This is a genomic window from Achromobacter sp. 1012554356 (genome assembly GCF_059760815.1).
Genome location: NZ_JCBANC010000063.1, coordinates 1 through 26,399 on the forward strand (window position 1 = coordinate 1; position 26,399 = coordinate 26,399).

General features: G+C 66.7%; 22 protein-coding genes. 14 read left to right on the forward strand and 8 right to left on the reverse strand.

Annotated features, from left to right (window positions below; translation table 11 throughout):
• From AC6LJW_RS24635 to AC6LJW_RS24670, 8 genes are all read left to right on the forward strand, one after another.
• Positions 1-2,451, forward strand: a 2,451-nt coding sequence (locus AC6LJW_RS24635; RefSeq protein ID WP_498088487.1) for an NfrA family protein, incomplete at its 5' end; no start/stop codon positions are given.
• Between the two features lie 34 nt (positions 2,452-2,485).
• Positions 2,486-3,502, forward strand: coding sequence for an alginate O-acetyltransferase AlgX-related protein (locus AC6LJW_RS24640; protein ID WP_056567689.1), 1,017 nt, complete (start codon positions 2,486-2,488; stop codon positions 3,500-3,502).
• A gap of 109 nt (positions 3,503-3,611) precedes the next feature.
• The gene (locus AC6LJW_RS24645) at positions 3,612-4,646 is read left to right on the forward strand and encodes an alginate O-acetyltransferase AlgX-related protein (protein WP_498088488.1); all 1,035 of its coding nucleotides are present in this window, start codon (positions 3,612-3,614) and stop codon (positions 4,644-4,646) included.
• A gap of 9 nt (positions 4,647-4,655) precedes the next feature.
• Positions 4,656-6,236 (forward strand): MBOAT family O-acyltransferase, encoded by a 1,581-nt coding sequence (locus tag AC6LJW_RS24650; RefSeq protein WP_056567693.1) that lies wholly within the window; start codon positions 4,656-4,658, stop codon positions 6,234-6,236.
• Positions 6,237-6,260: 24 nt separating this feature from the next.
• Positions 6,261-6,500: an acyl carrier protein gene (locus AC6LJW_RS24655; RefSeq protein WP_056567696.1), complete on the forward strand. Its 240-nt coding sequence runs from the start codon at positions 6,261-6,263 to the stop codon at positions 6,498-6,500.
• A gap of 25 nt (positions 6,501-6,525) precedes the next feature.
• Complete coding sequence (locus AC6LJW_RS24660) at positions 6,526-8,019, forward strand: AMP-binding protein (protein WP_498088490.1); 1,494 nt, start codon at positions 6,526-6,528, stop codon at positions 8,017-8,019.
• Positions 8,016-8,690 (forward strand): alginate O-acetyltransferase AlgF, encoded by a 675-nt coding sequence (locus tag AC6LJW_RS24665; RefSeq protein ID WP_498088491.1) that lies wholly within the window; start codon positions 8,016-8,018, stop codon positions 8,688-8,690. Before AC6LJW_RS24660 ends, AC6LJW_RS24665 begins: the two co-directional genes overlap by 4 nt.
• Positions 8,691-8,700: 10 nt before the next feature.
• Positions 8,701-9,831, forward strand: a complete 1,131-nt coding sequence (locus tag AC6LJW_RS24670) for an acyl-CoA dehydrogenase family protein (RefSeq protein WP_498088492.1) — start codon at positions 8,701-8,703, stop codon at positions 9,829-9,831.
• A gap of 24 nt (positions 9,832-9,855) precedes the next feature.
• Here the strand turns inward: AC6LJW_RS24670 and AC6LJW_RS24675 are convergent, their stop codons facing one another.
• The 5 genes from AC6LJW_RS24675 to AC6LJW_RS24695 form a co-directional block, all read right to left on the reverse strand.
• On the reverse strand, positions 9,856-10,857 hold the full coding sequence (locus AC6LJW_RS24675; protein WP_498088501.1) for a DUF4434 domain-containing protein: 1,002 nt from the start codon (positions 10,855-10,857) through the stop codon (positions 9,856-9,858).
• 3 nt (positions 10,858-10,860) lie between these two features.
• The gene (locus AC6LJW_RS24680) at positions 10,861-11,274 is read right to left on the reverse strand and encodes a YidB family protein (protein ID WP_056567711.1); all 414 of its coding nucleotides are present in this window, start codon (positions 11,272-11,274) and stop codon (positions 10,861-10,863) included.
• Positions 11,275-11,415: 141 nt separating this feature from the next.
• Positions 11,416-12,612: a lytic murein transglycosylase gene (locus AC6LJW_RS24685; protein ID WP_498088502.1), complete on the reverse strand. Its 1,197-nt coding sequence runs from the start codon at positions 12,610-12,612 to the stop codon at positions 11,416-11,418.
• A gap of 50 nt (positions 12,613-12,662) precedes the next feature.
• On the reverse strand, positions 12,663-13,379 hold the full coding sequence (locus AC6LJW_RS24690; protein ID WP_056567716.1) for an MOSC domain-containing protein: 717 nt from the start codon (positions 13,377-13,379) through the stop codon (positions 12,663-12,665).
• Positions 13,380-13,394: 15 nt separating this feature from the next.
• Positions 13,395-14,219: a ferritin-like domain-containing protein gene (locus AC6LJW_RS24695; protein ID WP_498088494.1), complete on the reverse strand. Its 825-nt coding sequence runs from the start codon at positions 14,217-14,219 to the stop codon at positions 13,395-13,397.
• 96 nt (positions 14,220-14,315) lie between these two features.
• On the opposite strand from AC6LJW_RS24695, the gene AC6LJW_RS24700 reads away from it, so the two are divergent.
• Positions 14,316-15,449 (forward strand): GNAT family N-acetyltransferase, encoded by a 1,134-nt coding sequence (locus AC6LJW_RS24700; protein ID WP_498088495.1) that lies wholly within the window; start codon positions 14,316-14,318, stop codon positions 15,447-15,449.
• Positions 15,450-15,756: 307 nt separating this feature from the next.
• Here AC6LJW_RS24700 and AC6LJW_RS24705 read toward each other — a convergent pair whose 3' ends face one another.
• Positions 15,757-16,227: a cyanophycin metabolism-associated DUF1854 family protein gene (locus AC6LJW_RS24705; RefSeq protein WP_056567726.1), complete on the reverse strand. Its 471-nt coding sequence runs from the start codon at positions 16,225-16,227 to the stop codon at positions 15,757-15,759.
• A gap of 21 nt (positions 16,228-16,248) precedes the next feature.
• Complete coding sequence (locus AC6LJW_RS24710) at positions 16,249-18,534, reverse strand: cyanophycin metabolism-associated ABC transporter (protein ID WP_056567728.1); 2,286 nt, start codon at positions 18,532-18,534, stop codon at positions 16,249-16,251.
• A gap of 259 nt (positions 18,535-18,793) precedes the next feature.
• On the opposite strand from AC6LJW_RS24710, the gene cphA (AC6LJW_RS24715) reads away from it, so the two are divergent.
• The 5 genes from cphA (AC6LJW_RS24715) to AC6LJW_RS24735 all read left to right on the forward strand — a co-directional run bounded on the left by cphA (AC6LJW_RS24715) (position 18,794) and on the right by AC6LJW_RS24735 (position 25,401).
• On the forward strand, positions 18,794-21,409 hold the full coding sequence (gene cphA / locus AC6LJW_RS24715; protein ID WP_498088496.1) for a cyanophycin synthetase: 2,616 nt from the start codon (positions 18,794-18,796) through the stop codon (positions 21,407-21,409).
• Positions 21,410-21,468: 59 nt separating this feature from the next.
• Positions 21,469-24,039 (forward strand): cyanophycin synthetase, encoded by a 2,571-nt coding sequence (cphA, locus tag AC6LJW_RS24720; protein ID WP_498088497.1) that lies wholly within the window; start codon positions 21,469-21,471, stop codon positions 24,037-24,039.
• 556 nt (positions 24,040-24,595) lie between these two features.
• Complete coding sequence (locus AC6LJW_RS24725) at positions 24,596-24,796, forward strand: CsbD family protein (protein ID WP_006218180.1); 201 nt, start codon at positions 24,596-24,598, stop codon at positions 24,794-24,796.
• A 27-nt stretch (positions 24,797-24,823) separates the two neighbouring features.
• Positions 24,824-24,988: a DUF1328 domain-containing protein gene (locus tag AC6LJW_RS24730; RefSeq protein ID WP_006389411.1), complete on the forward strand. Its 165-nt coding sequence runs from the start codon at positions 24,824-24,826 to the stop codon at positions 24,986-24,988.
• Positions 24,989-25,062: 74 nt separating this feature from the next.
• A complete protein-coding gene (locus tag AC6LJW_RS24735; RefSeq protein WP_056567736.1) occupies positions 25,063-25,401 on the forward strand; it encodes a BON domain-containing protein in 339 nt (112 codons plus the stop codon).
• A 113-nt stretch (positions 25,402-25,514) separates the two neighbouring features.
• Here AC6LJW_RS24735 and AC6LJW_RS24740 read toward each other — a convergent pair whose 3' ends face one another.
• Positions 25,515-26,387: a PhzF family phenazine biosynthesis protein gene (locus tag AC6LJW_RS24740; protein WP_427987157.1), complete on the reverse strand. Its 873-nt coding sequence runs from the start codon at positions 26,385-26,387 to the stop codon at positions 25,515-25,517.
• Positions 26,388-26,399: the final 12 nt, after the last annotated feature.

A 26,399-nucleotide genomic window follows, 5' to 3' on the forward strand; every position in this document is an offset into this window, starting at 1 on the left:
CCCGCGGCCGATGCCATCGCCAGCGGGCTGGACTCGCCTGCCCTGCGCCAGGCGCGCGCCAACCTGCGCCCCGCCGCCGCAACGCGGCCCCCCGCCTCCCCCGCCGCGCCCCGGGCCAGCAGCGCTTACCAGCGCGGGTTTCCCATCGCCACCCGCGCCTACGCCGACTACAACCGCGCGGACTATTCCGCAGCCGAGCGCGGCGCCGAACGCGCATTCCGGATCGATCCCAAACAGGGCGCGTGGGCGATGCTGTGGCTCGATGCGCTGGAAGCGCAGGGCAAGTACGCCGAGGCCGAAGCGGCCGCGGCCAAGGCCGTGTCGCTGGGCGCGCCGAACAGCAACGACCTGGCCGCGCGCCAGCAGACGCTCAAGCGCCGGATGGCGGTCAAGCCGGCCGAGGAAGGCTATCAGGCCTTGATCGCCAACCGTCCCGGCGACGCCGTGCCGCTCGCCCGGCAGGCCGTGGCGCTGGCGCCCGAAAGCGCGAGCCATCGCCTGCTGCTCATCACGGCGCTCATGCTGGAGAACCAGCTCGCCGCCGCCGAGGAAGCCGCCACGGACGCCATGCGGCAGGACGACGAGAACACCGTTGCACTGCTGATGCGCGGCTATCTGCGCCAGCGCCAGGGCAGAACGCAGGAGGCGGACGCGGACTTCGACGCGGCGCTCAAGCAGGACTGGCTGGACGACGAACAGCGGCGCAACGTGCGCCTGATCGCGGCCGACGCCGCCCTGGCAGCCGGCGAAAACGCGCGCGCGCTGGCGCTGATCGAACCGCTGGGCGGCAAAGATGAAGCCGCGGCGCAGCGCATCAAGCGCGCGGGCGCGCGCCCGGCCATCCCCGCCACGCTGACGCTGGCGAACTATCCCGCGCCGGTGCAGGACTGCCGCGACACGCCCTACGGCACCTCGTGCGAGCTGCTGCCGTCGGATGCCGCAGGCAGCGGCGGCCCCGCCTCGCTGGCCTATGCCGCCTACGCGCGCGAGGATTACCAGGAAGCCATCAGTCAGGCGCGCAAGGCGGCCGAGCAGGATCCCGCCAACAAGGAATACCAGCGCCTGCTGACCACCACGCTGGCGGCCGGCAACGCCGCGCAACTGGCCGAGGCCAACACGCGCATGAGCGCAGCGCTGGCCGCGCAGCCCGACGATCCCACGCTGCTGATGCAGCGCGGTTACCTGCACCAGCGCATGCGCCAGCCCAAGCTCGCGCTCGAGGACTTCCAGGCCGCGCGCGCCACCGGCAAGGCGCCGCCCACCGTGATCCTGGACGAAGGCTATGCGCTGGCCGGCGTAGGCGACAAGCGCGGCGCGGTGGATCGCCTGAAGGAAGCCATCGACGAGAACGACGCGGGCAAGCTGGACCTCACGCCGCAGCAGCGGTTCGACACGCGCAACGCCATCGGCGGGCTGGCGCGCGAATGGGGCGGGTATTTTTCCGCGGGCTACCGCGGCGCACGCCCCGCGTCCTCGGGGTTGGGCGGCGCGGCCATCACCGTGCCGGGCGACGCCGTGTTCAGCACCGCCGAGATCTTCTGGCGGCCCTCGGACTTCCTGAATTCCTCGACGCGCACCTTCGAACTGTACGGGCGCCTGTCGAACACGCTGTACGACAAGGGCGGCCGGACCGCGAGCCAGACCGTGTCCGATCCGTGCGGCGGAACCGTGGACATCGACAGCGCAACCAACCAGGGCATCTCCGGCATCCCCACGACGATCGGCTCGCTGGGCATGCGCTTCACGCCATCCACCGAAGTAGGCCTGACGTTCGGTCTGGAACGCCAGTTCAACCTGGGCAGCGCCACGCGCCGAGGTACGTTCAGCCCGGACCCGGCGGCGCTGCGCTGCGCGCTGAACCGAGACAACCAGACCGCGCACTACCAGACGAACGCCGGCAGCGGTGGCTGGCTGGCCTACGTGACCTATGGCCTGTACGAAGGCACGACGCTGCGCATCGACCGCCCGGACTGGTTCACGATGGAAGGCTATGTGCAGGCCGGCTATTCCTGGCAGGACATGCCGGCCAAGTTCTGGCTGCGCGACAACGCGACGGGCGTGGACGGCGAAAAATCGTCGGGCCGGCTGAAACGCGATCAGGCGTTCGGCGCCGGCGAGTTGCGCGTGGGCCGCAGCTATCGCGTGGACGCCATCAGCGAACGGCTGGTGTTCTTTCCCTATGCGGTCATCGGCGCGGACTGGCTGTGGAACAAGAACCGCGTCACCGGCTTTGACATCGACGGTTCGGATTCCTACCGGCTGCTGGGCGACAACACCTCGTGGTCAATGGGCGCCGGCCCCGGCTTCAACCTGCGCTACTGGTTCCGTGAAGGCCACTACACCGCGCCCATGTCCTATCTGGACCTGACGACGCAATACCGTTTCAACATCGGCGGCGGGCAGGCCGACCGGGCCAAGGGCCTGTTCATCAACCTGACCCTGTCGTACTGACGGCACGCCGATCCGCAACACAAGGAGTTCATCCATGCACACCGCAACCCGTCTTCCGAAGCGCGCCCTGCCGGGTCTTTCCGGCGCGCTGGCCCGCGCGCTGGCATCGGCCGCCCTGTTGGCGGCCTGCGCCACCGCGGCGCAGGCGCAGCAGGCTTCCTCCATCGTGATTCAGGGCAAGGACAACTGGCTGTTTCCCGGCTGGGGCAGCCTGACGCAGGTGGACATGCGCGGCATCGACGCGTCCACGCAGCTCGTGCGCGAGACGCGCGACGCGCTGGCGGCAAAAGGCATTCAGCTTGAGGTGCTGGTGCTGCCGGACAAGACGTTCTTCTATCAGGACAAGCTGCCGGACGGCAAGGCGCTCAGCGCCGACGTGAAGAAGCGCTATCAGACCATCCAGGACAAGCTCAAGCAGGCCGGCATCGCGACCATCGACGACGAGGCGGTGCTGCAGCGCGTGAAGAGCAGCGGCCAGGAGGTCTTCTACCGCACCGACCAGCACTGGACGCAGGCTGCCGCGGACGCCACCGCCGACGCGCTGGCGCAGCGCATCAAGACAGACGTGAAGACGCTGGCCGGCAAGCCCGGCACCGGCATGCCGCTGGGCAGCGTGGTCAACGAGCGCCGCTACGGCGATCTGGCCGAGCTGTTCCTCACACCGGACCAGCGCAAGCAGGCCGGCCGCGAGACCTTCACGGTGCGGCGCCAGTCCGACAGCCAGAGCCTCGTGGACGACACGCCGGCGCCCGTGCACGTCACCGGTCACAGCATGGTGCAACCCTACTTCGGCTTTCCGCAGAAGCTGTCCAACGCGCTGGACCGTCCGGTTTCCGTCAACTGGAAGCCCGGCAACGTGGGCCATTGGGTGATGCTGCTGGAATACCTGGAATCGCCCGCCTTCAAGCAGAACAAGCCGCAGGTGCTGGTCTGGCAGATGTTCGAGCCCACCTACGCGCAGGGGCCGGAGGCCCGCGGCCTGTGGGACAACGCTTCCATCATGAGCGCCGATACCTGGCGCACGCGCATGAAAGCGGCCATCGGGAAGTAGGCACGTGGATACGCCGGACAAGACACGCGCCGCGGGAGGGGCGAGCACAGGTGGGCCGAGCACAGAAGGCCCGTCCGCCGGCCACCGGCTGACCGCCTGGGTGGTCGCCATGCTGCTGGCCGTCGGCCTGGGCTGGGGCGGCTGGCGCCTGGCGCAGGCGCGCGTCGGCGCCGTCGCGATGTCACCGTCCGCGTGGTTGGATGGCTCGGCGGGCGCCGCGCTGAACAAGGCGCTGGCCTTGCCGCGCCAGGCCGATGTCGACACCTGGAACGCCGCGCTGCGCTATCGATTGTTCGGCGACCTGGGCGAACAGGTCGCGATGGGCTGCCCCGGCTGGCTGTTCTACCGCGACGGACTGCGGCCGCCGCCGGGCGTGCACGTCTTTGACGAACGCCTGCGCCTGATGCGGCATTGGGTGCGCGAACTGCGCGCCAAGCAAGTGCAGGTGCTGGTGGTCGCGGTGCCCGACAAGTCGCGCATCGAATCCGCCCAACTCTGCGGTCTGCCGGTGTCGCAACCGATGCGCCAAACGCTGGACACCTGGCAAGCGGCGCTGCGCGCGGATGGCGTGCCCTTCGTGGACCTGCGCGACGCGCTGCTGGCGGCCCCGGCTCCCCGCTTTTTCCGCACGGACGTGCACATGAATGCACAGGGCGCGCAGGCCGCCGCCGCACGCGTGGCCGAGGCGGCGTTGCCGCTTCTGAACGGCAAGAGCACGCAGGCGTTCAAGACGGAACCGGCCTCTGCGCCGCAGCCGCGCATGGGCGACCTGATCGTGTTGGCGGGCCTGGAGAACGCGCCACCCGGATGGCGGCCGGACCTGGAGCACGTCTCGGAGGCAAAGATCGAACCCGTGCGCAGCGGCGGCCTCCTGGATGAGCCGCCGCCGGTTCAGGTGCTGCTGGCGGGCACCTCCAATGGCCGCCGCAGCCAGTTCGGGGAGCGCCTGGGCATGGGCCTGGGCCGCGAGGTCTGGAACATGAGCCTGGATGGCGGGCAGTTCTCGGGTGCGCTGACGATGGCGCTGGGACAGCGCGCGCAGTGGCCCGCCAGCCTGAAGCTCGTGATCTGGGAATTCTCGGAGAACGCCCTGTCGCTGCCGCTGACCGCGGACGAACAAGCCCTGCTGGCGCGCATCCCGTAGCGGACCAAGATGCTATTCAACTCCTACCTGTTCCTATTCATCTTCCTGCCCGTGACGCTGGCGGCGTACTACGCGCTAGGGCGGCTGAACGTGCGGCTGGCGGCGCTGTGGCTGTGCCTGACCTCGCTGGTCTTCTACGGCTGGTGGAATCCGCAGTTCGTCGTGCTGCTGGCCGGCTCCATCGCCTTCAACTACCTGGTCAGCCAGTTGATCCTGCACAACGCCGCACGCCCCCGGTTGCAGGGCCTGATCGTGGGACTGGGCGTGGGCGCCGACCTGGCGCTGTTGTTCCACTACAAGTATTTCGTGACGCTGCTCAACTTCCTGAATGACTTGGGCATGACGGCGGCAACCGTAGACGACATCATCCTGCCGCTGGGCATTTCGTTCTTCACGTTCACGCAGATCGGCTATCTGCTGGACTGCAAGGCGGGCGTGGTGAAGGAACGCAGCCTGCTGAGCTACGTGCTCTTCGTGACGTTCTTTCCGCACCTGATCGCCGGCCCGATCCTGCATCACAAGGAAATGATGCCGCAGTTCGCGCAACCGGAGAATTACCGGTTCAAGGCCGAGAACCTGTCTGTGGGCGCGATCCTGTTCGTGATCGGCCTGGCCAAGAAGGTGCTGCTGGCCGATGGCATCGCGCCGTACGCCGATGCGGGGTTCGCGGCGCCGGGTGAGCTGCAGTTTTTCGGATCATGGGGCGCCAGCCTCTGCTATGCGCTCCAGCTTTACTTTGATTTCTCGGGCTATTCGGACATGGCGCTGGGCTTGGCCAAGATGTTCGGCATCCGCTTCCCGCTGAATTTCAACTCGCCCTACAAGGCGGGCAACATCATCGAATTCTGGGCGCGCTGGCACATGACGCTGACGCGCTACATCACCGCGTATCTGTATTACCCCGTGGCGGTGGCCGTAAACAAGTGGCGCACGAATCGCGAGCTGCCGGTGGGCTCGGCCGGGCTGAAGACGCTGGGCGGCTTTGCCGGCAGCATCGTGCTGCCCACGCTGTTCACGATGACGCTGGCGGGCGTGTGGCATGGCGCGGGCTTCCAGTTCGTGGTGTTCGGGCTGCTGCACGCCATGTATTTGTCGGTGAACCATGCCTGGCGGATATTCGTCGTGGGCCGCAAGCCGGCCGCAGCGCGCAACACGCGGGCCACCACGCGCGCGCTGTGCGTGCTGATCACATTTGTCGCGGTGCTGGTGGCGCAGGCATTTTTCCGCGCGCACGGCGTGGGCGATGCAATGCTGCTGGTGCAGGGCATGACGGGCGCGCGCGGCATCGAGTCGCTGGATATGTCCGCGCATGTCGCGGGTCTGGCCGTTGGCGACGCCTGGCGCGTCATCGCCGGCCACCACATGCAGCTCATCTATGCCGTCGTGCTGCTGGGCATCGCGTGGTTCGCGCCCAATTCGCACCAGATCCTGGGCCGCTGGTCGCCCGCCCTGTTCAAGCCCAATGAGGCCCCGCAACCCTACCTGCGCTGGCGCCCCAACCTGGCGTGGATGGCGGTCATGCTGGTGCTGCTGGCTTTCTGCCTGGTCAACCTGCACAAGGAAGCCCGGTTTCTCTATTTCCAATTTTGACCCTGCGGGGTCGCGGAGCAAGACATGGACATCAACGCTATCGAAACCAAAGTGGCGCAACTCGTCGAAGGCATCATCCTCACGCAGGTGGACCCGGACACATTGCTGATCGAATCGGGGCTGGTCGACTCGCTGGCCGCCGTCGACGTGGCGCTGGCGGTCGAGCGCGAGTTCGGCTGCAAGATCCCGCCCACCGAGATCGACGTACATCTGGAATCGGTGCATACGCTGGCAGCATTCATCGCGGAACGCCGCGGCGCCTAGCGCGCAGCCACGGGAGGGCCGGACCATGCGCTTCGACTTCAACACGTTCGATTTCGCGGACACGCAGGCTGGCGCGGACGCCATCGCGGTCGTGGACGCGCGCGGGGCCACGTCGTGGCGCGCGCTGCGCGCCGCCACCGAGGCCTGGGAACAGGCAGCGCGAACAGCGGGCGCACGACCCGATACGCCGCTGGTGATTTCCGGTCACAAGGAGACGGCGTTTCTCGTGGCGATACTGGGCTGCCTGCGGCTGGGCGTGCCTTTCGTGCCGGTGGATATCATCAATCCGCCCGAGCGCATCGCACGCATCGGCGAGCTGGTGCACGCGGGCCTGCGTTACGACGCGCAGGCCGCACATTTCGTTTCCACGGGCGGCCAGGGCACGCCGCTGGAAGAAAAGGGCCTCGCCTACATCATGTTCACGTCGGGCAGCACCGGCGACCCGAAAGGCGTGCAGATCGGCCGCGAAAGCATGGGCCTTTTTGCGGGATGGATCCGCGACTGTCTCGCGCTGGGCGCGTCGCCGATCTTCATGGATCAGATGCTGTTCAGCTTCGATTTTTCGCTCTTCAACTGGGTGGGCGCGCTGACGCTGGGCGGCACCTGCGTGCTGTGCCCGCGCGAGACCATCGCACAGCGCGACGCCTTTGTGCAATATCTGGCCAACAGCCGCATCAGCGTCTGGGCCTCCACGCCCTCGTTCGTGCGGCAGCAATTGTTCAACCCCGAGTTCGACCACACCCACCTGCCCGACCTGCGCGTCTTCGTGTTCGGCGCCGAATCGTTGACGCCCGCGCTGGCCGAGGAACTGTGGCAACGCTTTCCGCAGGCGCGCATCGTCAATTCCTATGGCCCGACCGAGGCGACCTGCTCGACCACCTGGGTCGAGATCGACCCGGCGTTGCGCGCGGCAGCGCCGAATCCATTTCCCATTGGCCGCGCCAAGCCCTATGCCAAGGTCTTCATCGAAAACGGCGAGATCAGCATCGCGGGCGATCACGTCATGCGCGGCTACCTGAACCGCCCCGATCTGAACGCCACGCGCATGTTCACGCGCCACGGCAAGCGCGGCTATCGCAGCGGCGACCTGGGCGAGATCGACGCGCAGGGCCTCGTGACCTTCCGCGGCCGCATCGACGATCAGATCAAGCTGCATGGCTACCGCATTGAACTGGCGGAGATCGACGCGGCCATCGCCGCCCTGCCCGGCGTGCGCGCCGGCGCGACGGTGGCGCTGCGCCGCCCCGACGGCGCCATCGTCCGGCTGATCGGCTTCGTCGAACCCGTAGCAAACGGCCAGGGTTCGCACGCCCCTGCCGCAGGCTTGCAACCGCTGCCCGCCGATCTGACGGACTGGAAGGTCACGCTCGGCCGGCGTTTGCCCCCGTACATGATTCCCTCTGAGCTGGTGGCGTGCCCGCGCTTTCCCACCACCAGCACGGACAAAGCGGACCGCAGGCAGCTCGAACGTATTTATCTTGAAACGCGCCTGAGCAGGAAACCGGAGCCGCAAACATGACTCGCACACCCTTACGCCTCGCCCTTGCCGTGACGCTGGCGGCCTGCGCCGCCAGTGCCGCCGCCGAAGGCGTGCTGGCCCAGCTCTATGCCGCCCGCCCGCCGGCGGGTTCTTCGTTCGTGCGGGTGGTCAATCCGCACGTGAATCCACTGCAGGCGCAGGTCGCGCAGGGCCCGGTCCAGGAGATCGGACCCGACCGGCAGGCCACCACCTACGCCATCGTGAAGGGCAATCAGCCCTTCGACGTGCGCATCGACGGCAAGCTCGCCGGCACACTGCAGGTGGCGCCCGACACGTTCAGCACGCTGGTGCCGCGGCGCGACGGCGGCAGGCTGTCGTTCAGCGTCATCGACGACAACGCCGGCGCGCAGGACGCGCTGAAGGCGGAGCTGCGCTTCTACAACCTGGCGACGGATTGCCCCGCCGGCCAGATGTCCGTCAGTCCGTCGGGCCCGGTCCTGTTCAAGAACGTCGAGCCCGGCGCGTCCGCCGCGCGCGCGATCAATCCGGTCAGCGCGACGCTGGCCGCCAGCTGCGGCACGGCCGTGTCGCAGGCGCTGCCGCTGCCGGTCTTGCAGCCGGGCGACCACTACAGCCTGTTCCTGACCGGCACGCCCGAAGCCCCCATGCTGCGTGGCCAGACCAGCGGCACGGACGCCTACAAGAAATAGGGAGACCATCATGCGACGCGTTTTCCGGGACGACCACGAACTCTTCCGCGACCAGGTCAAACGCTTCATCGAGAGCGAAATCGCGCCCCGCTATGCCGAATGGGAAGACGCAGGCGTGACCCCGCGCGCGCTGTGGCGGCGGGCCGGCGATGAGGGGCTGCTCAATTGCGCGCTGCCGGATCCGTATGGCGCGGGCGGCGACTTCGGGCATTCGGCCGTGGTGATCGAGGAACTGGCCCGCGCCAATTTCCTGGGCATCGGCTTTTCCATCCACTCCGACATGGTCGCGCCGTATCTGCTGAACGTCGGCACCGACGCGCAGAAGCAGCGCTGGCTGCCTCCCATGGCGCGCGGCGAGACCATCGGCGCCATCGCGCTGACCGAGCCGGATGCGGGCAGCGATTTGAAGGCGGTGCGCACGCGCGCGCGGCGCGACGGCGAACACTTCGTGCTCAATGGTCAGAAGACCTTCATCACCAACGGCATAAATGCGGGCTTGGCCATCGTGCTGGCCAGCACCGATCCCGATCTGGGCGCGCGCGGCCTGTCGCTGTTCTGTGTCGATGAAAACCTGCCGGGTTACACGAAGGGCGCGCCGCTGCACAAGATCGGCCAGCACAGTCAGGACACCTGCGAGCTCTTCTTCAACGACGTGCGCCTGCCCGCCGATTGCCTGCTGGGTCCGCTGAACAATGCGTTCGAGATCATGACGCGCGAGCTGGCGCGTGAACGCCTGGCCATTGCGCTGCGTGCGGCGGCGTCGCAGGAAGGCATGCTGGAACAGGCCGCGCAATACACGCGCGATCGTAAAGTGTTCGGGCGCCGCGTCATCGACTACCAGAACACGCGCTTCAAGCTGGCGAATGCGCGCGCGCAGAGCGCGATGCTGCGCGTCTTTCTGGACGATTGCCTGGCGCGCATGATGGAAGGCGAGCTCGACGCCACAACGGCAGCCATCGCCAAGCTCAATGCCACCGAAATGCAGGGCCGCATTCTGGACGATCTGCTGCAGCTTTACGGCGGCTATGGCTACATGGCGGAATACGGCATCGGCCGCGCCTGGGCCGACGCGCGCGCGCTGCGCATCTTTGGCGGCACCAACGAGGTCATGCTGGAGATCATCGGCCGCAGCTTCAACTGACGCGGCGAACTTCAGAGGCCCACTTCAGAGCCGCGCGTCCATCCAGGCCTGCATCAGCGCGCGCGCCTCCGGCGTATCGTCGATGACCCACGGGTCCAGCGCAAAGGCCACGATGCGCTTGGCGCCGTAGCCGCGCGCCACCTCCCACTGCTCGCGCACCCGCTCAAAATCAGCGGAACGGGCCTTGAAGGTCGAGCCGTCCGTGGCGCCCGACGGCAGTTCCTCGAACAGTTCCAGGATCAGGTCGAAAGACGCGTGGCGAGCCAGCAGCATGTCGTGCAACGGTTCCAGCGCCCGCAGGTTCTCCAGCCCGGCCACGCCGACGCCATCCTGGATCATGGGGTGTATGCCCACGTGGTCCAGGATATGGCTCCACAACTTCATCAATGACCCATCACCCGGCAGGCGGCTGCGATACGTGGAAATGCACGGCACGCTGCTGCTGGTCTCTTGCGACGCGCGCGACAACGCATCCAGCCATGGCACCAGCAGCGCCTGCCGTTCGGCGGAAGCCCAGTTGTACTGTTCCAGTTCGTACGGCAGATACCATCCGCGGAAGGCGCGGCGCTGGTTCCAGCCGGCCCCCCGCATGTACGCGGCGCCACGTTCGCGCGTCTGGTCCAGAAAGGCGGCCAGCGCGGGCGTGTCGGCGCGGGCCAGCATGTCCCACCAGCGCTGGTCGTACGGCAGGCCCACGTGGATGCCAATGCCCTGATGCGCGGCCTCGTCGAACAGCGTGCCGAGCAGCGCTTGGGGGGCCATCCAGTCGTCCGGCCGCCCGCCTTCCAGGCCGGTCCACTGCAGGAAGATCTCGCGGCAGCCCAGCCGCCGGAAACTGCGCAGCCGCAGCCGCCAGTCTTCGGGCGTCAGGTCCGAGTGACTGCGCCAGAGCTGCAGGAAGGTGGCGTTAAGGGAAAGCGGCGGCGAACATGCCGCCAGCGGCGCCAGGGCGCTTAACGCCAGCGCCTGGAACAGGCGCCGGCGCAGGGGGGATTTGAGCTGCGGAGGAATCAGGAGACTGCCCAGCCTTTATCCGCGGTTGCCGAACAGGCCGGACAGCGAGCCCAGCAGGTCGGCGGGATTGAATTGCTGGCCGGGCTGCACCGCGCCTTCCGGCGTGGCCTTGTCGACCAGTTGCGGCAGCAGGGCCGACAGCGAATCCAGCACGGAGGTGGTGTCTTGCCCCGTCTTGGCCGCCAGTTCGTTCACGACGCCGGGATCCAGCACGGAACCGAGCTGGTCAGCGCTGACGGGCAGATTCTGGCCCGTGCCCACCCAGGACGCCACCACTTCGCCCAGCCCGCCCTTCTGAAAGCTGGCGATCAGACCGGTCAGACCGCCCGGGTATTTGTTCAGTTGCTCGATCAACGCGGGCAGCAGCGAGGCCGAACCGCCTTGCTGACCGCCACCGGCCATCGAGGCCAAAGTGTCCAATAGGCTCATTGCCGCGCTCCTGAAAAAGTCGGGAAATCAGTATAGGCCGATGAAAAGCGCGGTGTGCGGCAATGCTGTTGCCGCCCGCGACGACTTTGAAAAAGTTGTAAATCGCGTGGGCGGGTCATACTTTCGAATAGTGCTTTTGGTTCAGGTCGCCGGCGCGGGCGTCGACGCTTTCAGCGCCTTCAGCGCCTTTTGGCCCGCGCGCCCGTCCGGCAGCAGGCCGAGTTCGCGCTGGGCGGCCTGCAACGCCTGGCGCGTACGGGCGCCGATCATGCCGTCGGGCTCGCCCAGATCGTAGCCACGCGCGATCAAGAGGCGCTGCAATTCGCGCCTTTCCGCGCGCGACAGCCCCGGATCGTCCGTGGGCCAGGCCTGGAGCAGCGGGCCGCCGCCACGCAGGCGGTCGGACAAATGCGCGATGGCCAGCGCATAGCTTTCGGCGGCGTTGTAGGAGTACAGGGCGTCGAAATTGCGCGTCACCAGAAACGCCGGACCATTGCGGCCCGCCGGCAGCAGCAGACCGGCCGGCGTATCGCCGCCTGGCAGCGCCTGTCCATCGGCGCGCGTCACGCCCTGTTTCACCCACGACGACATCGGGCGCTTGTTCTTGCGGCCCGCGCCGGAGGTGTCCAGTTTCGCGGGCAGCTTGACCTCGTAGCCCCACGCCATTCCCGGATTCCAGCCCGCGCGCTTCAGGAAATTCGCCGTGGACGCCAGCGCGTCCGGCACGCTGTCGACCAGATCGCGCCTGCCGTCGCCGTCAAAATCCACCGCCAGCCGCAGATACGTAGAAGGCATGAACTGGGTCTGGCCGAACGCGCCGGCCCAAGAGCCCACCAGGCGCTCGGGCGCAATGTGTTCGTCCTGGATGATCTTCAGCGTAGAGAAGAATTCGCCCCGGAAATACGCCTGGCGCCGGCCATAGCACGACAGCGTGGACAAGGACGTCAGCAGCGGCCGTCCGCCCAGCGTGCGGCCAAAATTGCTTTCCACGCCCCACACCGCGGCAATCGTGGCCGGGTCCACGCCATAGCGCTGCGACGCCCGGTCCAGGTCGGCCTGCCAACGCGCCATGCCGGCCTGCCCGTCCGCCACGCGCTCGTCATCCACCAGGCCCGCCATGTAGTCCCAGATGGGCGTCTTGAACTCCGGCTGCGCGTCCAGCAGGCCGATGACCGCCATGTCGGGCGCAAGCTGCGCCGTGTGCGTGTCGAAGGTCGCCGCCGACACGCCGGCCTTCAAGGCGGGCGCGCGCAGCTGCGACAGGCAAGCAGCAAAGTCGCCGGCGGCAAGCGCCGCGGGTGCCGGCAGGATCAGCGCGGTCGTCACGGCGGCGGCCATCAGCACGCGGGTTACAGCGGTGTTCGGCCGCGCGCGGCGCAACAGGAATTTCATGCTTGGGATTCCTTGGGAGGTGCGATCGCGGCATCGCCTTGCAGGCGCCGCGTCCAGTCTTCGACTTCGCCGGCACGGGCGCGCTTTTCAAAGAGCGCGCGCCAGTTCGGCGACAGCTCCGGCAATGCCGCCAGCGCGTGCAGCACATCCGGGTCCAGCACGCGGCGGTTCAGGATGTCCTGCACGCGCGCCAGCGACCATTGCGGATGCAGGCGCTTGTGCAACGTCAACGTGTCGCCCGGCGCCAGCCAGCCGGTCTGCAGCACGCGGTAGTACCAGCCCGTCATGCCGCTGGCCTGCACCTGCGCGGCCATGCCCTTGTGCTGGAACCGGTGATCCAGCTTCCAGCACGGCTGGCGCGCCTGCGACACCTGGATCAACGCGGTGCCCGCGCGATAGACGTCGCCCACGCACACGTCGCCTTCGGTCACGCCGGTGGTGGAGATGTTTTCGCCGAAGGCGCCCGGCGCGCGCAGCACCGCGCGTTCGCCCAGCGTCTGCAGCCAGGCAGGATAGTGGTCGCGCGCGTAATGGTGCAGCGCCTTTTCCGGCCCGCCATGAAAGCGCCGGTCTGCCTGCGCGTCCCCATCCAGTCCTTCCAGACCCAGCCAGCGCCGCTCGCCGACCGGATGCTTGTCGATGCCGCTGTCGCGTCCCGAATCGCCCAGCGGCCGCAAGGCGCCCGTCAGCAGCGCGTCGATTGTGATGTCCATCTTCCCGTCTTCCAATTAGCCGGCCTGCAGCGCGGCAAGCTCGTCGTCGTCGAATCCGGCGGCGCGCCGCGCCTCCAGGTTGAAGGGGCCGCGCAGGCGCGGCGCCTGATAGCGCGCCGCCAGTTCGGCATAGCAGGCCACCGGCTCCTTGCCCGCCAGCGCGCATTGCTGCTTGTACCAATAGTTGCCGATGGCGACGTGGCCGATCTCGTCGCGCAGGATGATGTCTACGATGGCGGCGCTTTCCGAGTCTCCCGCGCCCGCCAGCTTGTTGCGGATCATGGGCGACGCGTCCAGGCCGCGCGCTTCCAGCGTGCGCGGCACAAGCGCCAGGCGCGCGAGCAGGTCGTCCTGCGTGCGCTCGGCCATATCCCACAATCCGTTGTGCGCGGGGAAGTCGCCGTAATCAACGCCAAGCGTGTCCAGCCGCTGGCGCAGCAAATCAAAATGCAGCGCTTCTTCGCGCGCGACGCGCAGCCAGTCGCGGTAGAACGCCTCGGGCATGCCGGCAAACCGCCACATGATGTCCAGCGCAAGGTTCACGGCGTTGAATTCGATATGGGCCAGTGCGTGCAGGAGCGCCGCCCTGCCTTCCTGCGTGGCCATGGATCGATGGCGGACCTCGGCCGGCGCGACCAGTTCTGGCCGTGGCGGGCGGCCGGGCAATCCGGCGATGGGCGCAAGGACCCGCTCGCAATCCAGCCGGGCGTCGTCGGCAATGGCGCGCACGCCCGCCAGCTTATCGGGCCAAGCCGTGGCGGCCAACGCCGCCAGCGCCTGCTCGCGCATGCCGTGCGTATCGTCCTTCTGCCCGCCGGGGGCAGTCTTGCTGCTGTCCATGTTGCCGTCGTTCCCGGGCGCCGCGTGGACGCCTCAAATCCCTGTCATTGCCATGGCTTGCACGCCATGCGATCCCGAAGACTTTATCATTCGCGGATGGATCCCCTGCGCCTTACCTTGGAAACCGATCTGTCCCGCATCGACGCCCGGCAATGGGACGCGCTGGCCGGAGACCAACCCTTTTTGCGGCACGCCTTTCTGCTCGCCCTGCACGACACCGGCTGCGCATCGCGCCAGACGGGCTGGGCGCCGCATTTCCTGGCGCTGTGGCGTGACGACGTGCTGGCGGGCGCGGTGCCGCTTTACCTGAAGTCGCATTCGCGCGGCGAGTATGTGTTCGACTACGCGTGGGCCGATGCCTTCCAGCGGCACGGCATGCGCTACTACCCCAAGCTGTTGTCGGCCATTCCGTTCACGCCAGTCACCGGCCCGCGGCTGCTCGCCGCCAACCACGAAGACCGCGCGACACTGGTGCGCGGGCTGGTCGCGTTTGCCGAAGAGGTCAACGTGTCGTCGTTGCACCTGCTGTTTCCCGCTGACGCCGACGTGCGCGCGCTGCGGGAGGCAGGCTTCATGATCCGCGAGAGCGTGCAGTTCCACTGGACCAACGCAGGCTATGCCGACTTCGACGCGTTCCTGGCCGCCATGAGCCACGACAAGCGCAAGAAGATCCGCCAGGACCGCAAGAAGGTCACCGCGGCGGGCCTCACCTTCCGCTGGCTCCGCGGCGGCGAGATCGGCGCTGACGAACTGGAATTCTTCTACGGCTGTTATTGCCGCACCTACTTCGACCACGGCAACCCGCCCTATCTGAGCCGCGAGTTCTTCGAGCAGGCGCACCGCGACCAGCCCGATGCTTTCGTGCTGATCCTGGCCGAGCGCGATGGCGTGCCGGTCGCGTCGGCGCTCAACCTGGCGGGCGGCAACGCGATGTATGGGCGCTACTGGGGCGCGACGGAATACGTGCCCGGGCTGCACTTCGAGACTTGCTACATGCAGTCCATCGCCTATTGCATCGCGCATGGCATCGAACGCTTCGAAGGCGGCGCGCAAGGCGAACACAAGATGGCGCGCGGCTTGCTGCCCACGCCAACGTGGTCAGCGCACTGGGTGGCGCATCCGGGTTTCGCCGAGGCGATCCAGAACTTCCTGGACGAGGAAACCGCGGCGGTGACGGACTATTTAGGCGAGCTGGAATCGCACACGCCGTTCAAGGGGCGGGGTGAGTGATGCTGGCGGCGGTGTCAGACACCCATGATGCGCACGGGCGAGTTGAAGGCCGTCTCTGCAGGGTGTCAGACACCTGAGAGTGTTGCCTGGTGTGCGACACCCCTCTGCCAGGTGTCTGACACCTGAACCGCACGCGCAGGCTCGCTGCCAGGTGTCTGACACCCTTGAACCGCACGCGCAAACTGAAGCCGCGTCCCGCCGGGTGTCTGACACCGACTTAAGAAAGACAGCGCCAGGTGTCTGACACCGACTTAAGAAAGACGGCGCCGGGTGTCTGACACCGACTTAAGAAACACCGCCTAAACCGTCAGAGAAACCGGTCCAGCAGCTTGCGGCTGTGCTTGTCCAGCGACTGGATGTCGCGCACCAGATAGAAGATGCCGTGGTTGTCGGCGATGAGCAGCGTTTGGGGAGACAGGCGGCGGATGTCTTCTTCACCGCGTAGCGTGAACGAGGTCGGGCCGCGGTCGGTGTCCACCTTCCAGACGCTGGGCGTGGCGTAGGTCGACACGCTGGACAGCTTGCGGATTTCGGGCATGAACTCGCGGCTGGCGAGTTCCTCTTCGATCAGGGCGCGCGGCTCGGCGGGGACGTCGGACAGGTGTTCGATCCACAGCAGCTCGTGCCCGTCGGTGGTCACCAGCGACAGTCCGCGGCCCGCCTCGCTGATCGGGAAGGCGCGCACCGGGATGACGCCTTCGTGCGATTCGCCGTCGGCGGACTGGAACTCCAGGCGTCCGAAGGCGTTGCGGCGCAATTGAAAGAACGGCAAGGTCATGGCGAGAATCCCGTTTCCGCGTCAGGCCACGGCGGCCATGTCTTCGCTGCCCGACGACTGGGCGTCGGCTTCCGCCTGGCGCGCCTGCGCCTGATAGAGGCGATAGTAGGCGCCCTCGCGGGCCATCAGTTCTTCGTGCGGTCCCTGCTCCACGATCTGGCCGCGGTCCAGGACCACCAGCCGGTCGGCCTTGCGCAGCGTGCTCAGGCGGTGCGCAATTGCGATGGTGGTACGGCCACGGACCAGGTTGTCCAGGGCCTTCTGAATCTCTTTCTCTGTCGTGGTGTCCACCGACGACGTCGCTTCGTCCAGGATCAGGATGCGCGGGTCGATCAACAGGGCGCGCGCGATCGAAATGCGCTGGCGTTCGCCGCCGGACAAGGCCTGACCGCGTTCGCCCACCAGCGAGTCGTAGCCGTGCGGCAGGCGCAGGATGAATTCGTGCGCGTGCGCGGCGCGCGCCGCGGCCACGATCTCGTCGCGCGTGGCGTCCGGCCGGCCGTAGGCGATGTTCTCGGCGATGGTGCCAAAGAACAGGAACGGCTCCTGCAGCACCAGCCCGATATTGCGACGGTAATCGGCCACGCGCACCGAACGGATGTCGGCGCCATCCACCAGCACCGCGCCTTCGGACACGTCGTAGAAGCGGCAGATCAGGTTGATCAGCGTGCTCTTGCCGGAGCCGCTGTGGCCCACCAGCCCGATCATCTCGCCCGGCGCGATGGTCAGATTCAACCCGCGGATGACCTGGCGGTTGCCATAGCGAAAGCCCACGTCGCGCAGTTCGATGCGGCCGTTGATGTGCGGCAGCTTGGCGGGGTTCTGCGGTTCCGGCACACTGGACACGTGGTCCAGAATGTCGAAGATACGCTTGGCGCCGGCGGCAGCCTTCTGCGTGACCGACACGATGCGGCTCATGGAATCCAGGCGCAGGTAGAAGCGCCCGATATACGCCAGGAACGCGGCCAGCACGCCCACGGTGATCTGCCTTTGCGACACCTGCCAGATGCCGAAAATCCACACCACCAACAGGCCCACCTCGGTCAGCAGCGTGACCGTCGGCGAGAACAGCGACCAGGTCGTGTTGACGCGATCATTGACTTCCAGGTTGCGGTTGTTGGCTTCGCGGAAGCGCGCGACCTCGCGCTTTTCCTGGGCAAATGCCTTGACCACGCGGATGCCGGGAATGGTGTCGGCCAGCACGTTCGTGATCTCGGACCAGATGCGGTCGACCTTTTCGAAGCCATGCCGCAGACGGTCGCGCACGGCGTGGATCATCCAGATGATGAACGGCAGCGGCACCAGCGTGACCAGCGCAAGCCACGGATTGATGCTGATCAGGATAACCGCCGTCATGACGATCATCAGGATGTCGGTGGCGAAGTCCAGCAGGTGCAGCGACAGGAATACACAGATGCGGTCGGTTTCGCTGCCGATGCGAGAAATAAGATCGCCGGTGCGCTTGCCGCCGAAATACTCAAGCGACAGTTGCTGCAGGTGCGCGTAAGTGGTGGTGCGCAGATCGGCGCCGATGCGTTCGCTGACCCACGCCAGAATATAGGTGCGCGCCCAACCCAATCCCCACGCCAAAATGGCCGATCCCAGCAGGCCACCCAGATAAAGCCGCACCAGGCCGTAATCGATGGGGGCGCCGTTCTGGAACGGAATCAGCACATCGTCCATCAGCGGCATCGTCAGATACGGCGGCACCAGCGTAGCCGCGGTGCCCAGCAGCGTCAGCAGAAACCCGGCAAACAACGGGCCGCGATATGGCCGAGCAAAACGCCACAACCGCAGCAGCGCCCACGTGGTCGACGGCGCGGCCTGTTCCTGGTTGCACGTCGGGCATTCTTCCTCGCCCGCGGGAATGACGTTATTACAGATCGTGCAGGTGCGTTCTTCGAGCGCTTCGGCCGGTTTTCCCGACAGACGAATCGACTGCTGGGTTTCGAACTGGGCCAGGAGCCGCAGCGCCGCTGGATTGCAAGCCAGCGTGAATCGCCAGACGCCCAGACGGCCGGTGTCGTCGTGCAGCTCCAGCACGGCGGCGCCGGCGTGGTCGCTGAGAGATAGCTTCAATTGAGGGCCGTATGGCCAGGATTCCCAAGCGGAATCGTCGGGAAGGCGGGCGATCAGCCGTTTGTCGGTCACGGCGACCAGACCCGGCTGGAACTTCAAACGCTGATCTAGGTCTATTTCGACCCAGGCCAGTAGGGTTTCGTCATCCGCCAGTTCGGTGCGGATTTCATCCCGCCAGCGGGCAGGAAATGCGTCGGCAAGGCCGGAAAGCAGGTGTGGTTTTTTCATTGGAACGCATACCGGGCCAGGACTCTGCCCTACTAGGCGGCAACCGGTTTGACGCCGTCGGCGGCAAACGTGTCCCTTCCTTACAACACAACGAGTTCACGCCATGAAGGCGTCGTATAGTATCAGCCGATTTTTCTAATTAGGAATATCTGGGATCCCCCACTCGTTGGCATTATTCTTAAGGCGCAACCCCAATAAAATCGCGGTCTTGCATAGGGGCGTCCGCGCGTGCCAACCTGCTTCTCGAGCAAATTAAAACATGAAAAAGAAAGACATTGAATTTATCGATGTCGTGGCTTTGCGCGGCCCGAACATTTGGACGTATCGCCCGGTCCTTGAAGCATGGGTGGATATCGGCGAACTGGAGGACTACCCCTCCAACACGATTCCCGGATTTTATGAGCGCCTGACCGAATGGCTGCCGACCCTTATCGAACATCGATGCAGCCCCGGCGTGCGCGGCGGCTTTCTGGCCCGCCTGAAAGAAGGCACGTGGCCCGGCCACATTCTTGAGCATGTCACCCTTGAACTGCAGAACCTGGCTGGCTTGCGCGGCGGCTTCGGCAAAGCGCGCGAGACCTCCAAGCGCGGCGTGTACAAGGTCGTCGTGCGCGCCTGGCAGGAACAGGTCACCCGCACCGCCTTGAACGAAGCGCGCGACCTCGTCATGGCCGCCATTGAAGACCGGCCGTTCGACGTGCCCGCCACGGTGGCCAAGCTGCGCAGCCTGGTCGACCGCCACTGCCTCGGTCCCAGCACCGCCTGCATCGTCGATGCGGCCGATGATCGCGATATTCCCTATATCCGCCTTTTTGAGGGCAACCTCGTCCAATTCGGCTACGGCTCCGCCCAGCGCCGTATCTGGACGGCCGAGACCGATCGCACCAGCGCCATCGCCGAAGGCATTTCGCGCGACAAGGACCTGACCAAGGAATTGCTGTCGACCTGCGGCGTGCCGGTGCCTGAAGGGCGCCTGGTCGAAAGCGAGGAAGACGCCTGGGACGCCGCCGAGGACATCGGACTGCCCGTGGTGGTCAAACCCTACGACGGCAACCATGGCCGCGGCGTCTTCACCAATCTGACGACGCGCGAGGAAGTGGTCTCGGCCTACCGCGTCGCCGTGGACGAAGGCAGCGGCGTCATCGTCGAACGCTTCGTGCTGGGCAACGAACACCGCCTGCTGGTGGTGGGCAACCGGATGGTGGCCGCCGCCGCCGGCGAACCGGCTTGGGTGACGGGCGACGGCAAGTCGACCATCACCGAACTCATCGACAGCCAGATCAATACCGACCCGCGCCGCGGCCGCACCGAAAACCATCCGCTCAATCCCGTGCGCCTGGATTCCGCCGCCCGGCTAGAAATCGCGCGCCAGGGTCTGTCGGAAGAGAGCGTGCCGCCCGAAGGCCAGCGCGTGCTGGTGCAGCGCAGCGGCAACGTCGCATTCGACGTGACTGATCGCGTCCACCCCAGCGTGGCCGCCACCGTGACGCTGGCTGCGCGCATCGTCGGCCTGGATATCGCCGGCGTGGACCTGGTGGCCGAAGACATCACGCGCCCGCTGGATGAACAGCGCGGCGCCATCGTCGAAGTCAACGCCGGACCAGGCCTCCTGATGCACCTGAAGCCCGCCGACGGCACGCCGCGTCCCGTGGGCCGCGCCATCGTCGACCACCTCTTCCCAGAGGGCGACGCGGGCCGCATTCCCATCGTGGGCGTGACGGGCACCAACGGCAAGACCGTCGTCGCCCGCCTGGTGGCGCGCCTGTTGCACCTGTCCGGCAAGCGCACCGGCCTCGCGTGCAGCGAAGGCCTCTACCTGGACCGCCGTCTCGTGCAGAAAGGCGACCGCGCCGACTACGCGTCGGGCACGCGCCTGCTCATGAACCGCAACGTGGACGCCGCCGTCATCGAGAACGACAGCGGCGTGATCCTGGGCCAGGGCCTGGCCTACGACCGCTGCCAGGTCGGCGTCGTCACCAACATCGACGACGGCGATCATCTCGGCGACTTCGACATCAACGAAACGGAACGCCTGTTCAACGTGTTCCGCACGCAGGTTGACGTGGTCCTGCCGGACGGCGTGGCCGTGCTGAACGCACGCGATCCGCGCGTCGTGGAAATGGCCGAGCTCTGCGACGGCGACGTGATCTTCTTTGGCATCGACCCCGCCCTGCCCGCCATTACGCAGCACCTGGCCCAGGACGGACGCGCGGTGTTCGTGCGCGACGGCAGCATCGTGCTGGCGCACGGCAGCCAGGAAGAACGCCTGGCCGACGTGGCCGCCATTCCGCTGACGCACGGCGGCCGGGTGGCCTTCCAGGTTGAAAATGTGCTGGCGGCCGTGGGCTCGGCGTGGGCGCTGGACATTCCGGTGGAACTGATCCGCGCCGGCATCGAGACCTTCGACATCGACCAGGCCGACGCGCCTTGGCAGTTCACGCTGTTCGAGCGCAACGGCGCCACGGTGGTGGTCGACGACGTGCACAACGCGTCGGCGCTGCGCCCGCTGATCTCGGCCATCGGCCAGTTTCCGGCCACCCAGCGCGCAGCGGTCTATTCGGCCGGCGCGGACCGCCGCGACGCGGACCTGATCGAACAGGGCAAGCTGCTTGGCGACGCCTTCGACCGCGTGGTTCTGTATGACGACGCGACCGTGCGCAGCAAGCGCCCCGACGGCGAGGCCCGCGCGCTGCTGCGCCAGGGCCTGGCGCAAGGCAGCCGCGTCAAGGACATCCAGGACGAGCCCGACCACGGCAAGGCCATCGCCAGCGTGCTGGACGGCATCGGCGCCGGCGACTTCGCCCTGCTTCAGTCCGACGAGGCGTTCTCCGGTCCGACCATCGACCTGGTCCGCCGCTGGATCCAACAAAACTGACCTTATTGCGCGCGCGGCCGCCCCCGGCGGACGCGCGCCAGACGACAGGAAACCCTGCCATGGAAGTCTCCCGTATCCGAGCATTGCGCGGCCCCAATCTTTGGAGCAAGAACACCGCAATCGAGGCCATCGTGTCCTGCGGCGACGCCGAATGCTCCATCGACAACCTGCCCGAGTTCGAAGCCCGCCTGCGCGCGCGGCTGCCGCAAACCGGGCTGCTGCGCCCCGAAGGTCATCAGGGCGCGGTGTCCATCGCCCACGTGCTGCAGATCGTCGCGCTGACGATGCAGGCGCACGCCGGCTGCCCCGTCACGTTTGGCCGCACCGCCTCCACCATCGAGCCGGGCGTGTTCCAGGTCGTGGTCGAGTACAGCGAAGAAGAAGTCGGCAAGCTGGCGATGGAACTGGCGCAGGAACTCGTGCGCGCCGCGCTGGACGACACGCCGTTCGACATTGCCGACGCCTTGAAGCGCCTGCGCGAACTGGATGAGGACGTGCGCCTGGGGCCCAGCACCGGCTCCATCGTGAACGCCGCCACGGCGCGCAACATCCCCTACCGCCGCCTCACGCAGGGCAGCATGGTGCAGTTTGGCTGGGGCAGCAAGCAGCGCCGCATCCAGGCGGCCGAAACCGACCTGACCAGCGCCATCTCGGAATCCATTGCGCAGGACAAGGACCTGACCAAGATGCTCCTGGACGCCGCCGGCGTGCCGGTGCCGATGGGCCGTTCCGTGACCACCGCCGAGGAAGCCTGGGAAGCGGCGCAGGAACTCGGCGGCCCGGTCGTGGTAAAGCCGCGCGACGGCAGCCAGGGCCGCGGTGTTGCCGTCAACATCGAAACTCGCGAGCGCGTGATCCAGGCCTTTGAAGTGGCCGAGGAGATCAGCTCCGAGGTCATCGTCGAACGCTACATTCCGGGCCACGACTTCCGCCTGCTGGTGGTGGGCGGCGCGCTGGTCGCGGCCTCGCGGCGCGATCCCCCGCAGGTCACGGGCGACGGGCAGCAGACCATCCGCCAACTGGTCGACCAGGTCAACGCCGACCCCTTGCGCGGCGACGGCCACGCCACCTCGCTCACCAAGATCCGTTTTGACGACATCGCTCTGGCGACGCTGAAAAAACAAGGCTTTGACGCCGATTCCGTGCCGCCCGCCGGCACGCTGATCTTCCTGCGCAACAACGCCAACCTGAGCACGGGCGGCTCGGCCACCGACGTGACCGACGAGGTCCATCCCGAAATGGCGGCGCGCGCGGTGTCCGCGGCCCGCATGATCGGCCTGGACATCTGCGGCGTGGACGTGGTCGCCGAGACCGTGCAGTACCCGCTTGAAGACCAGCACGGCGGCGTCGTGGAAGTCAACGCCGCGCCCGGACTGCGCATGCACCTGAACCCCTCGTTCGGCAAGGGCCGCGCGGTGGGCGAAGCCATCATCGCCAACATGTTCGCGGATGGCGACGACGGCCGCATTCCGGTCGTGGCCGTCGCGGGCACGAACGGCAAGACCACCACGGTCCGCCTGACCGCGCACCTCTTGGGCGCGGCCGGCAACCGCGTGGGCATGACGAACTCGGACGGCGTGTACGTCGACAACCTGCGCATCGACACCGGCGACTGCAGCGGCCCGCGCAGCGCGCGCAGCGTGTTGATGCACCCGGACGTGGACGCCGCGGTGTTTGAAACCGCACGCGGCGGCATCCTGCGCGAAGGCCTGGCGTTTGACCGCTGCAACGTGGCCATCGTCACCAACATCGGCATGGGCGATCACCTGGGGCTGGGCTACATCAGCACGGTCGAGGACCTGGCAGTGGTCAAGCGCGTCATCGTGCAGCACGTGCATCCGTCGGGCATGGCGGTGCTGAACGCGGCCGATCCCATCGTGGCCGAGATGGCCGCGAGCTGCCCGGGTTCGATCACCTACTTCGCCGAAGACCGCAATCATCCCGTGCTGGCCACGCACCGCGCGCAGGGCCTGCGTTCGGTCTACCGCGATGGCGATGCCATCGTCGCGGCGCAAGGCGCCGATGAGGTGCGCTTCCCGCTGGCCGAGATCCCTCTCACCCGCAATGGCACGATCACGTTCCAGGTCGAGAACGCGATGGCGTCGATTGCGGCGGCGTGGGCGCTGGACCTGGGCTGGGATGTCGTGCGCCGCGGCCTGGCCACGTTCGTCAATGACGCGCAGACGGCGCCCGGGCGCTTTAACGTGTTCGATTACCGCGGCGCCACGGTGATCGCCGACTACGGCCACAACCCCGACGCCATCCAGGCGCTGGTGCGTGCCGTTGATGCGATGCCGGCCAAGAAGCGTTCTGTCGTCATCAGCGGCGCGGGCGACCGCCGCGACGAAGACATCCGCATGCAGACCGAAATCCTGGGCACCGCCTTCGACGACGTGCTGCTCTACCAGGACCAGTGCCAACGCGGCCGCGCGGACGGCGAAGTGCTGGCCCTGCTGCAGCAGGGTCTGGTGGGCGCCAGCCGCACCACGCAGATCGACGAGATCCACGGCGAATTCGTGGCGATCGACACGGCGCTGGCGCGCCTGAATCCCGGCGACCTCTGCCTGATCCTGGTCGATCAGGTGGAAGAAGCGCTGGACCACATCGCCAAGCGCATCGCCCAGCCCTGAGCGGCACGGCGGCAAAGCGGACGGGGCGCCCCAGGCGCCCCGTTTTTTCGTCCGGCTATGCCGCCGCTAGCCGTGCGGTGACGCGACGGGCGCCGTGGCCTGATACCGGTCCGTCACGTGCGTGCATCCCACGGCCGCCAAGGCGCCAAGCGCCAGCAAGATGGCGCTGCAAAGTCGTTTCGTCATGCGAGTGTTTCTCCCGTTGCGTGTCGAACCGCCAGCCGGTTCCGTGTGGACTATACCGGCATGCGCCCTGCCCGGCCAGCCGCGCCAGCACTGGCTTTCGAGAGCGGATCGGTTACTAGCCGCGCACAAAAGGGGTCAAATGGTTGCTCAAATGTAACTCGACCCGATTGCTCCCGCAACGCGATTTCCCGTCTCAAACCCGGGGCATTTTCCACGGCGGCGCAGTTACATTTCCCCACAGCGTCGTTTGACAGCCCCTGGGGGCGACTCGTAGCTTAGAAGCTAGCTGATCAGTGCCCAACACACCGCGTCCCGGCAGCTTCATAGGCCATGAACCTGCCGCCGCACGTAACCAGAGAGAGGTCACCACATGAACAACGACATCATCGCCGGAAAGTGGAAGCAACTGACGGGCAAGGCCAAGGCGGCCTGGGGTGAACTCACCGACGACGAACTGACCCGTACCGAAGGCAACGCCGAGCGCCTGGCAGGTCTGATTCAGGAACGCTACGGCAAGACCAAGGATGAGGCGCAAAAGGAAGTCCGCGACTTCTTCGACCGCAATCCCTGATTCTTATAACCACCAGGAGAAGCTGACATGTTGCATTACGCCGTAGTTTTCTTCGTTATCGCGATCATCGCGGCTGTCCTGGGTTTCGGCGGCATCGCCGCCGGCGCCGCGGGGATTGCCAAGATCCTGTTCTTCGTCTTTCTGGTCCTGGCTCTGCTGTCCATTCTGGGCGGCGCCTTCCGCAAGAAATAGAACTCGCACCTGAACGTTTTTAGATTGTCATAGCGTCTCGAACGCGCTGAACACCAAGAAAAAGGAGCATTACTATGGAAATTCGTAAGCTGATCGCCGCCGCCGCACTGGGTACGGGCGCTGTCTTCACTTCCATGGCTTTTGCCGCCGATGACGGCAAGCCGAAACAGTCCGTGGGTGAATACGCGTCCGACGCCACCGTGACCACCAAGGTCAAGGCCGCCTTTGTTGCCGACAAGCAGCTGAGCGCCCTGGAAATCGCCGTCGAAACCAACAACGGCGAAGCCACGCTGACCGGCACCGTGGGCACCGCTGCCGAAGCGGATCACGCCGCCAAGGTCGCCCGTGGCGTCGAAGGCGTGAAGCAGGTCAAGAACAACATCAAGGTTGATCCGGCCAAGAACCGCAAGTAATCACGGCATCGAATCAATCGACGCCTGATTTGAAAACGGCGCCTGTGTTTAGCACAGGCGCCGTTTTCACGTGCGGCCATTTCGCATGCACGCTTTGGGGTAGCGGCTTCCCGCTACAGCGTGACGGCGCCGCGGCCGATTTCGAGCGCGCGTCCGCCCACCTGGATGCGGCCGTCGGTCGAGACATCCAGTTGCAGGCGGCACGGCCGGCCGGTCTGATCGCCCTGCTCGACCAGCACGCTGGCCGGCAGTGCAGCCTTGCGATGCAGCAGCCAGCCGCCCAGGTTGGCGCAGGCCGAACCGGTGCCCGGATCCTCGTTGATCGCACCGCCCGGCGTGGCATAGAAGTAGCGAGCCACGACGACCTGCCGGCCCGCCTGGACATTGCCTTCGTCAAACGCAAACAGATACAGCGACTTGCGCTCGAGGCTGCTGGTCTGCCAGCGGCCGAGCAGCGACGCGTCCGGCTTGGCCCGGCGCACTGCGTCCACACTGGCGAGCGGCACAAGCAGTTGGTCCGCGCCGGTGTCGACCCAGATCGGGTCGGCCAGCAGGTCGCTTTCGCCCAGACCCACCAGCCCGGCGATGCCGGCGGGGTCCAACTTGGGCGCGGCGGTGCGCACCCCGCCGGGACACGGTGCGGTGAAGGTCCACGCGTCGCCGCTGGCGGACAAAGGCACGACGCCGGCCTGAAATTCCAGCGTCAACGCGTCGCCGGTTTGCCGCAGGTCGCGCACGACCTGCGCGGTGCCAATGGCGGGATGCCCGGCAAACTTCATTTCAAACCCAGGCGTGAAGACGCGCACACGCGCGGCGGCCCGCTCGGAGGGCAGGATGAACGTGGTTTCGGACAGATTGAATTGCGCCGCGAGATTGAGCATGGTGGCGTCGTCCATGCCGCGGGCATCTTCAAACACGCAGAGCTGATTGCCGCTGAACGTGGAAGACGCAAATACGTTGAGAAGCCGGAACGCGTAGGAAGTCATGGCAAAAAGCAG

What these genes read in the sequence shown, in the direction of transcription:
- AC6LJW_RS24640 (WP_056567689.1), top strand. Translation starts at nt 2,486, where the DNA reads ATGCACACCGCAACCCGTCTTCCGAAGCGCGCCCTGCCGGGTCTTTCC.
- AC6LJW_RS24645 (WP_498088488.1), top strand. Translation starts at nt 3,612, where the DNA reads ATGCTGCTGGCCGTCGGCCTGGGCTGGGGCGGCTGGCGCCTGGCGCAG.
- AC6LJW_RS24650 (WP_056567693.1), top strand. Translation starts at nt 4,656, where the DNA reads ATGCTATTCAACTCCTACCTGTTCCTATTCATCTTCCTGCCCGTGACG.
- AC6LJW_RS24655 (WP_056567696.1), top strand. Translation starts at nt 6,261, where the DNA reads ATGGACATCAACGCTATCGAAACCAAAGTGGCGCAACTCGTCGAAGGC.
- AC6LJW_RS24660 (WP_498088490.1), top strand. Translation starts at nt 6,526, where the DNA reads ATGCGCTTCGACTTCAACACGTTCGATTTCGCGGACACGCAGGCTGGC.
- AC6LJW_RS24665 (WP_498088491.1), top strand. Translation starts at nt 8,016, where the DNA reads ATGACTCGCACACCCTTACGCCTCGCCCTTGCCGTGACGCTGGCGGCC.
- AC6LJW_RS24670 (WP_498088492.1), top strand. Translation starts at nt 8,701, where the DNA reads ATGCGACGCGTTTTCCGGGACGACCACGAACTCTTCCGCGACCAGGTC.
- AC6LJW_RS24680 (WP_056567711.1), bottom strand. Translation starts at nt 11,274, where the DNA reads ATGAGCCTATTGGACACTTTGGCCTCGATGGCCGGTGGCGGTCAGCAA.
- AC6LJW_RS24685 (WP_498088502.1), bottom strand. Translation starts at nt 12,612, where the DNA reads ATGGCCGCCGCCGTGACGACCGCGCTGATCCTGCCGGCACCCGCGGCG.
- AC6LJW_RS24690 (WP_056567716.1), bottom strand. Translation starts at nt 13,379, where the DNA reads ATGGACATCACAATCGACGCGCTGCTGACGGGCGCCTTGCGGCCGCTG.
- AC6LJW_RS24695 (WP_498088494.1), bottom strand. Translation starts at nt 14,219, where the DNA reads ATGGACAGCAGCAAGACTGCCCCCGGCGGGCAGAAGGACGATACGCAC.
- AC6LJW_RS24700 (WP_498088495.1), top strand. Translation starts at nt 14,316, where the DNA reads ATGGATCCCCTGCGCCTTACCTTGGAAACCGATCTGTCCCGCATCGAC.
- AC6LJW_RS24705 (WP_056567726.1), bottom strand. Translation starts at nt 16,227, where the DNA reads ATGACCTTGCCGTTCTTTCAATTGCGCCGCAACGCCTTCGGACGCCTG.
- AC6LJW_RS24710 (WP_056567728.1), bottom strand. Translation starts at nt 18,534, where the DNA reads ATGAAAAAACCACACCTGCTTTCCGGCCTTGCCGACGCATTTCCTGCC.
- cphA (WP_498088496.1), top strand. Translation starts at nt 18,794, where the DNA reads ATGAAAAAGAAAGACATTGAATTTATCGATGTCGTGGCTTTGCGCGGC.
- cphA (WP_498088497.1), top strand. Translation starts at nt 21,469, where the DNA reads ATGGAAGTCTCCCGTATCCGAGCATTGCGCGGCCCCAATCTTTGGAGC.
- AC6LJW_RS24725 (WP_006218180.1), top strand. Translation starts at nt 24,596, where the DNA reads ATGAACAACGACATCATCGCCGGAAAGTGGAAGCAACTGACGGGCAAG.
- AC6LJW_RS24730 (WP_006389411.1), top strand. Translation starts at nt 24,824, where the DNA reads ATGTTGCATTACGCCGTAGTTTTCTTCGTTATCGCGATCATCGCGGCT.
- AC6LJW_RS24735 (WP_056567736.1), top strand. Translation starts at nt 25,063, where the DNA reads ATGGAAATTCGTAAGCTGATCGCCGCCGCCGCACTGGGTACGGGCGCT.
- AC6LJW_RS24740 (WP_427987157.1), bottom strand. Translation starts at nt 26,387, where the DNA reads ATGACTTCCTACGCGTTCCGGCTTCTCAACGTATTTGCGTCTTCCACG.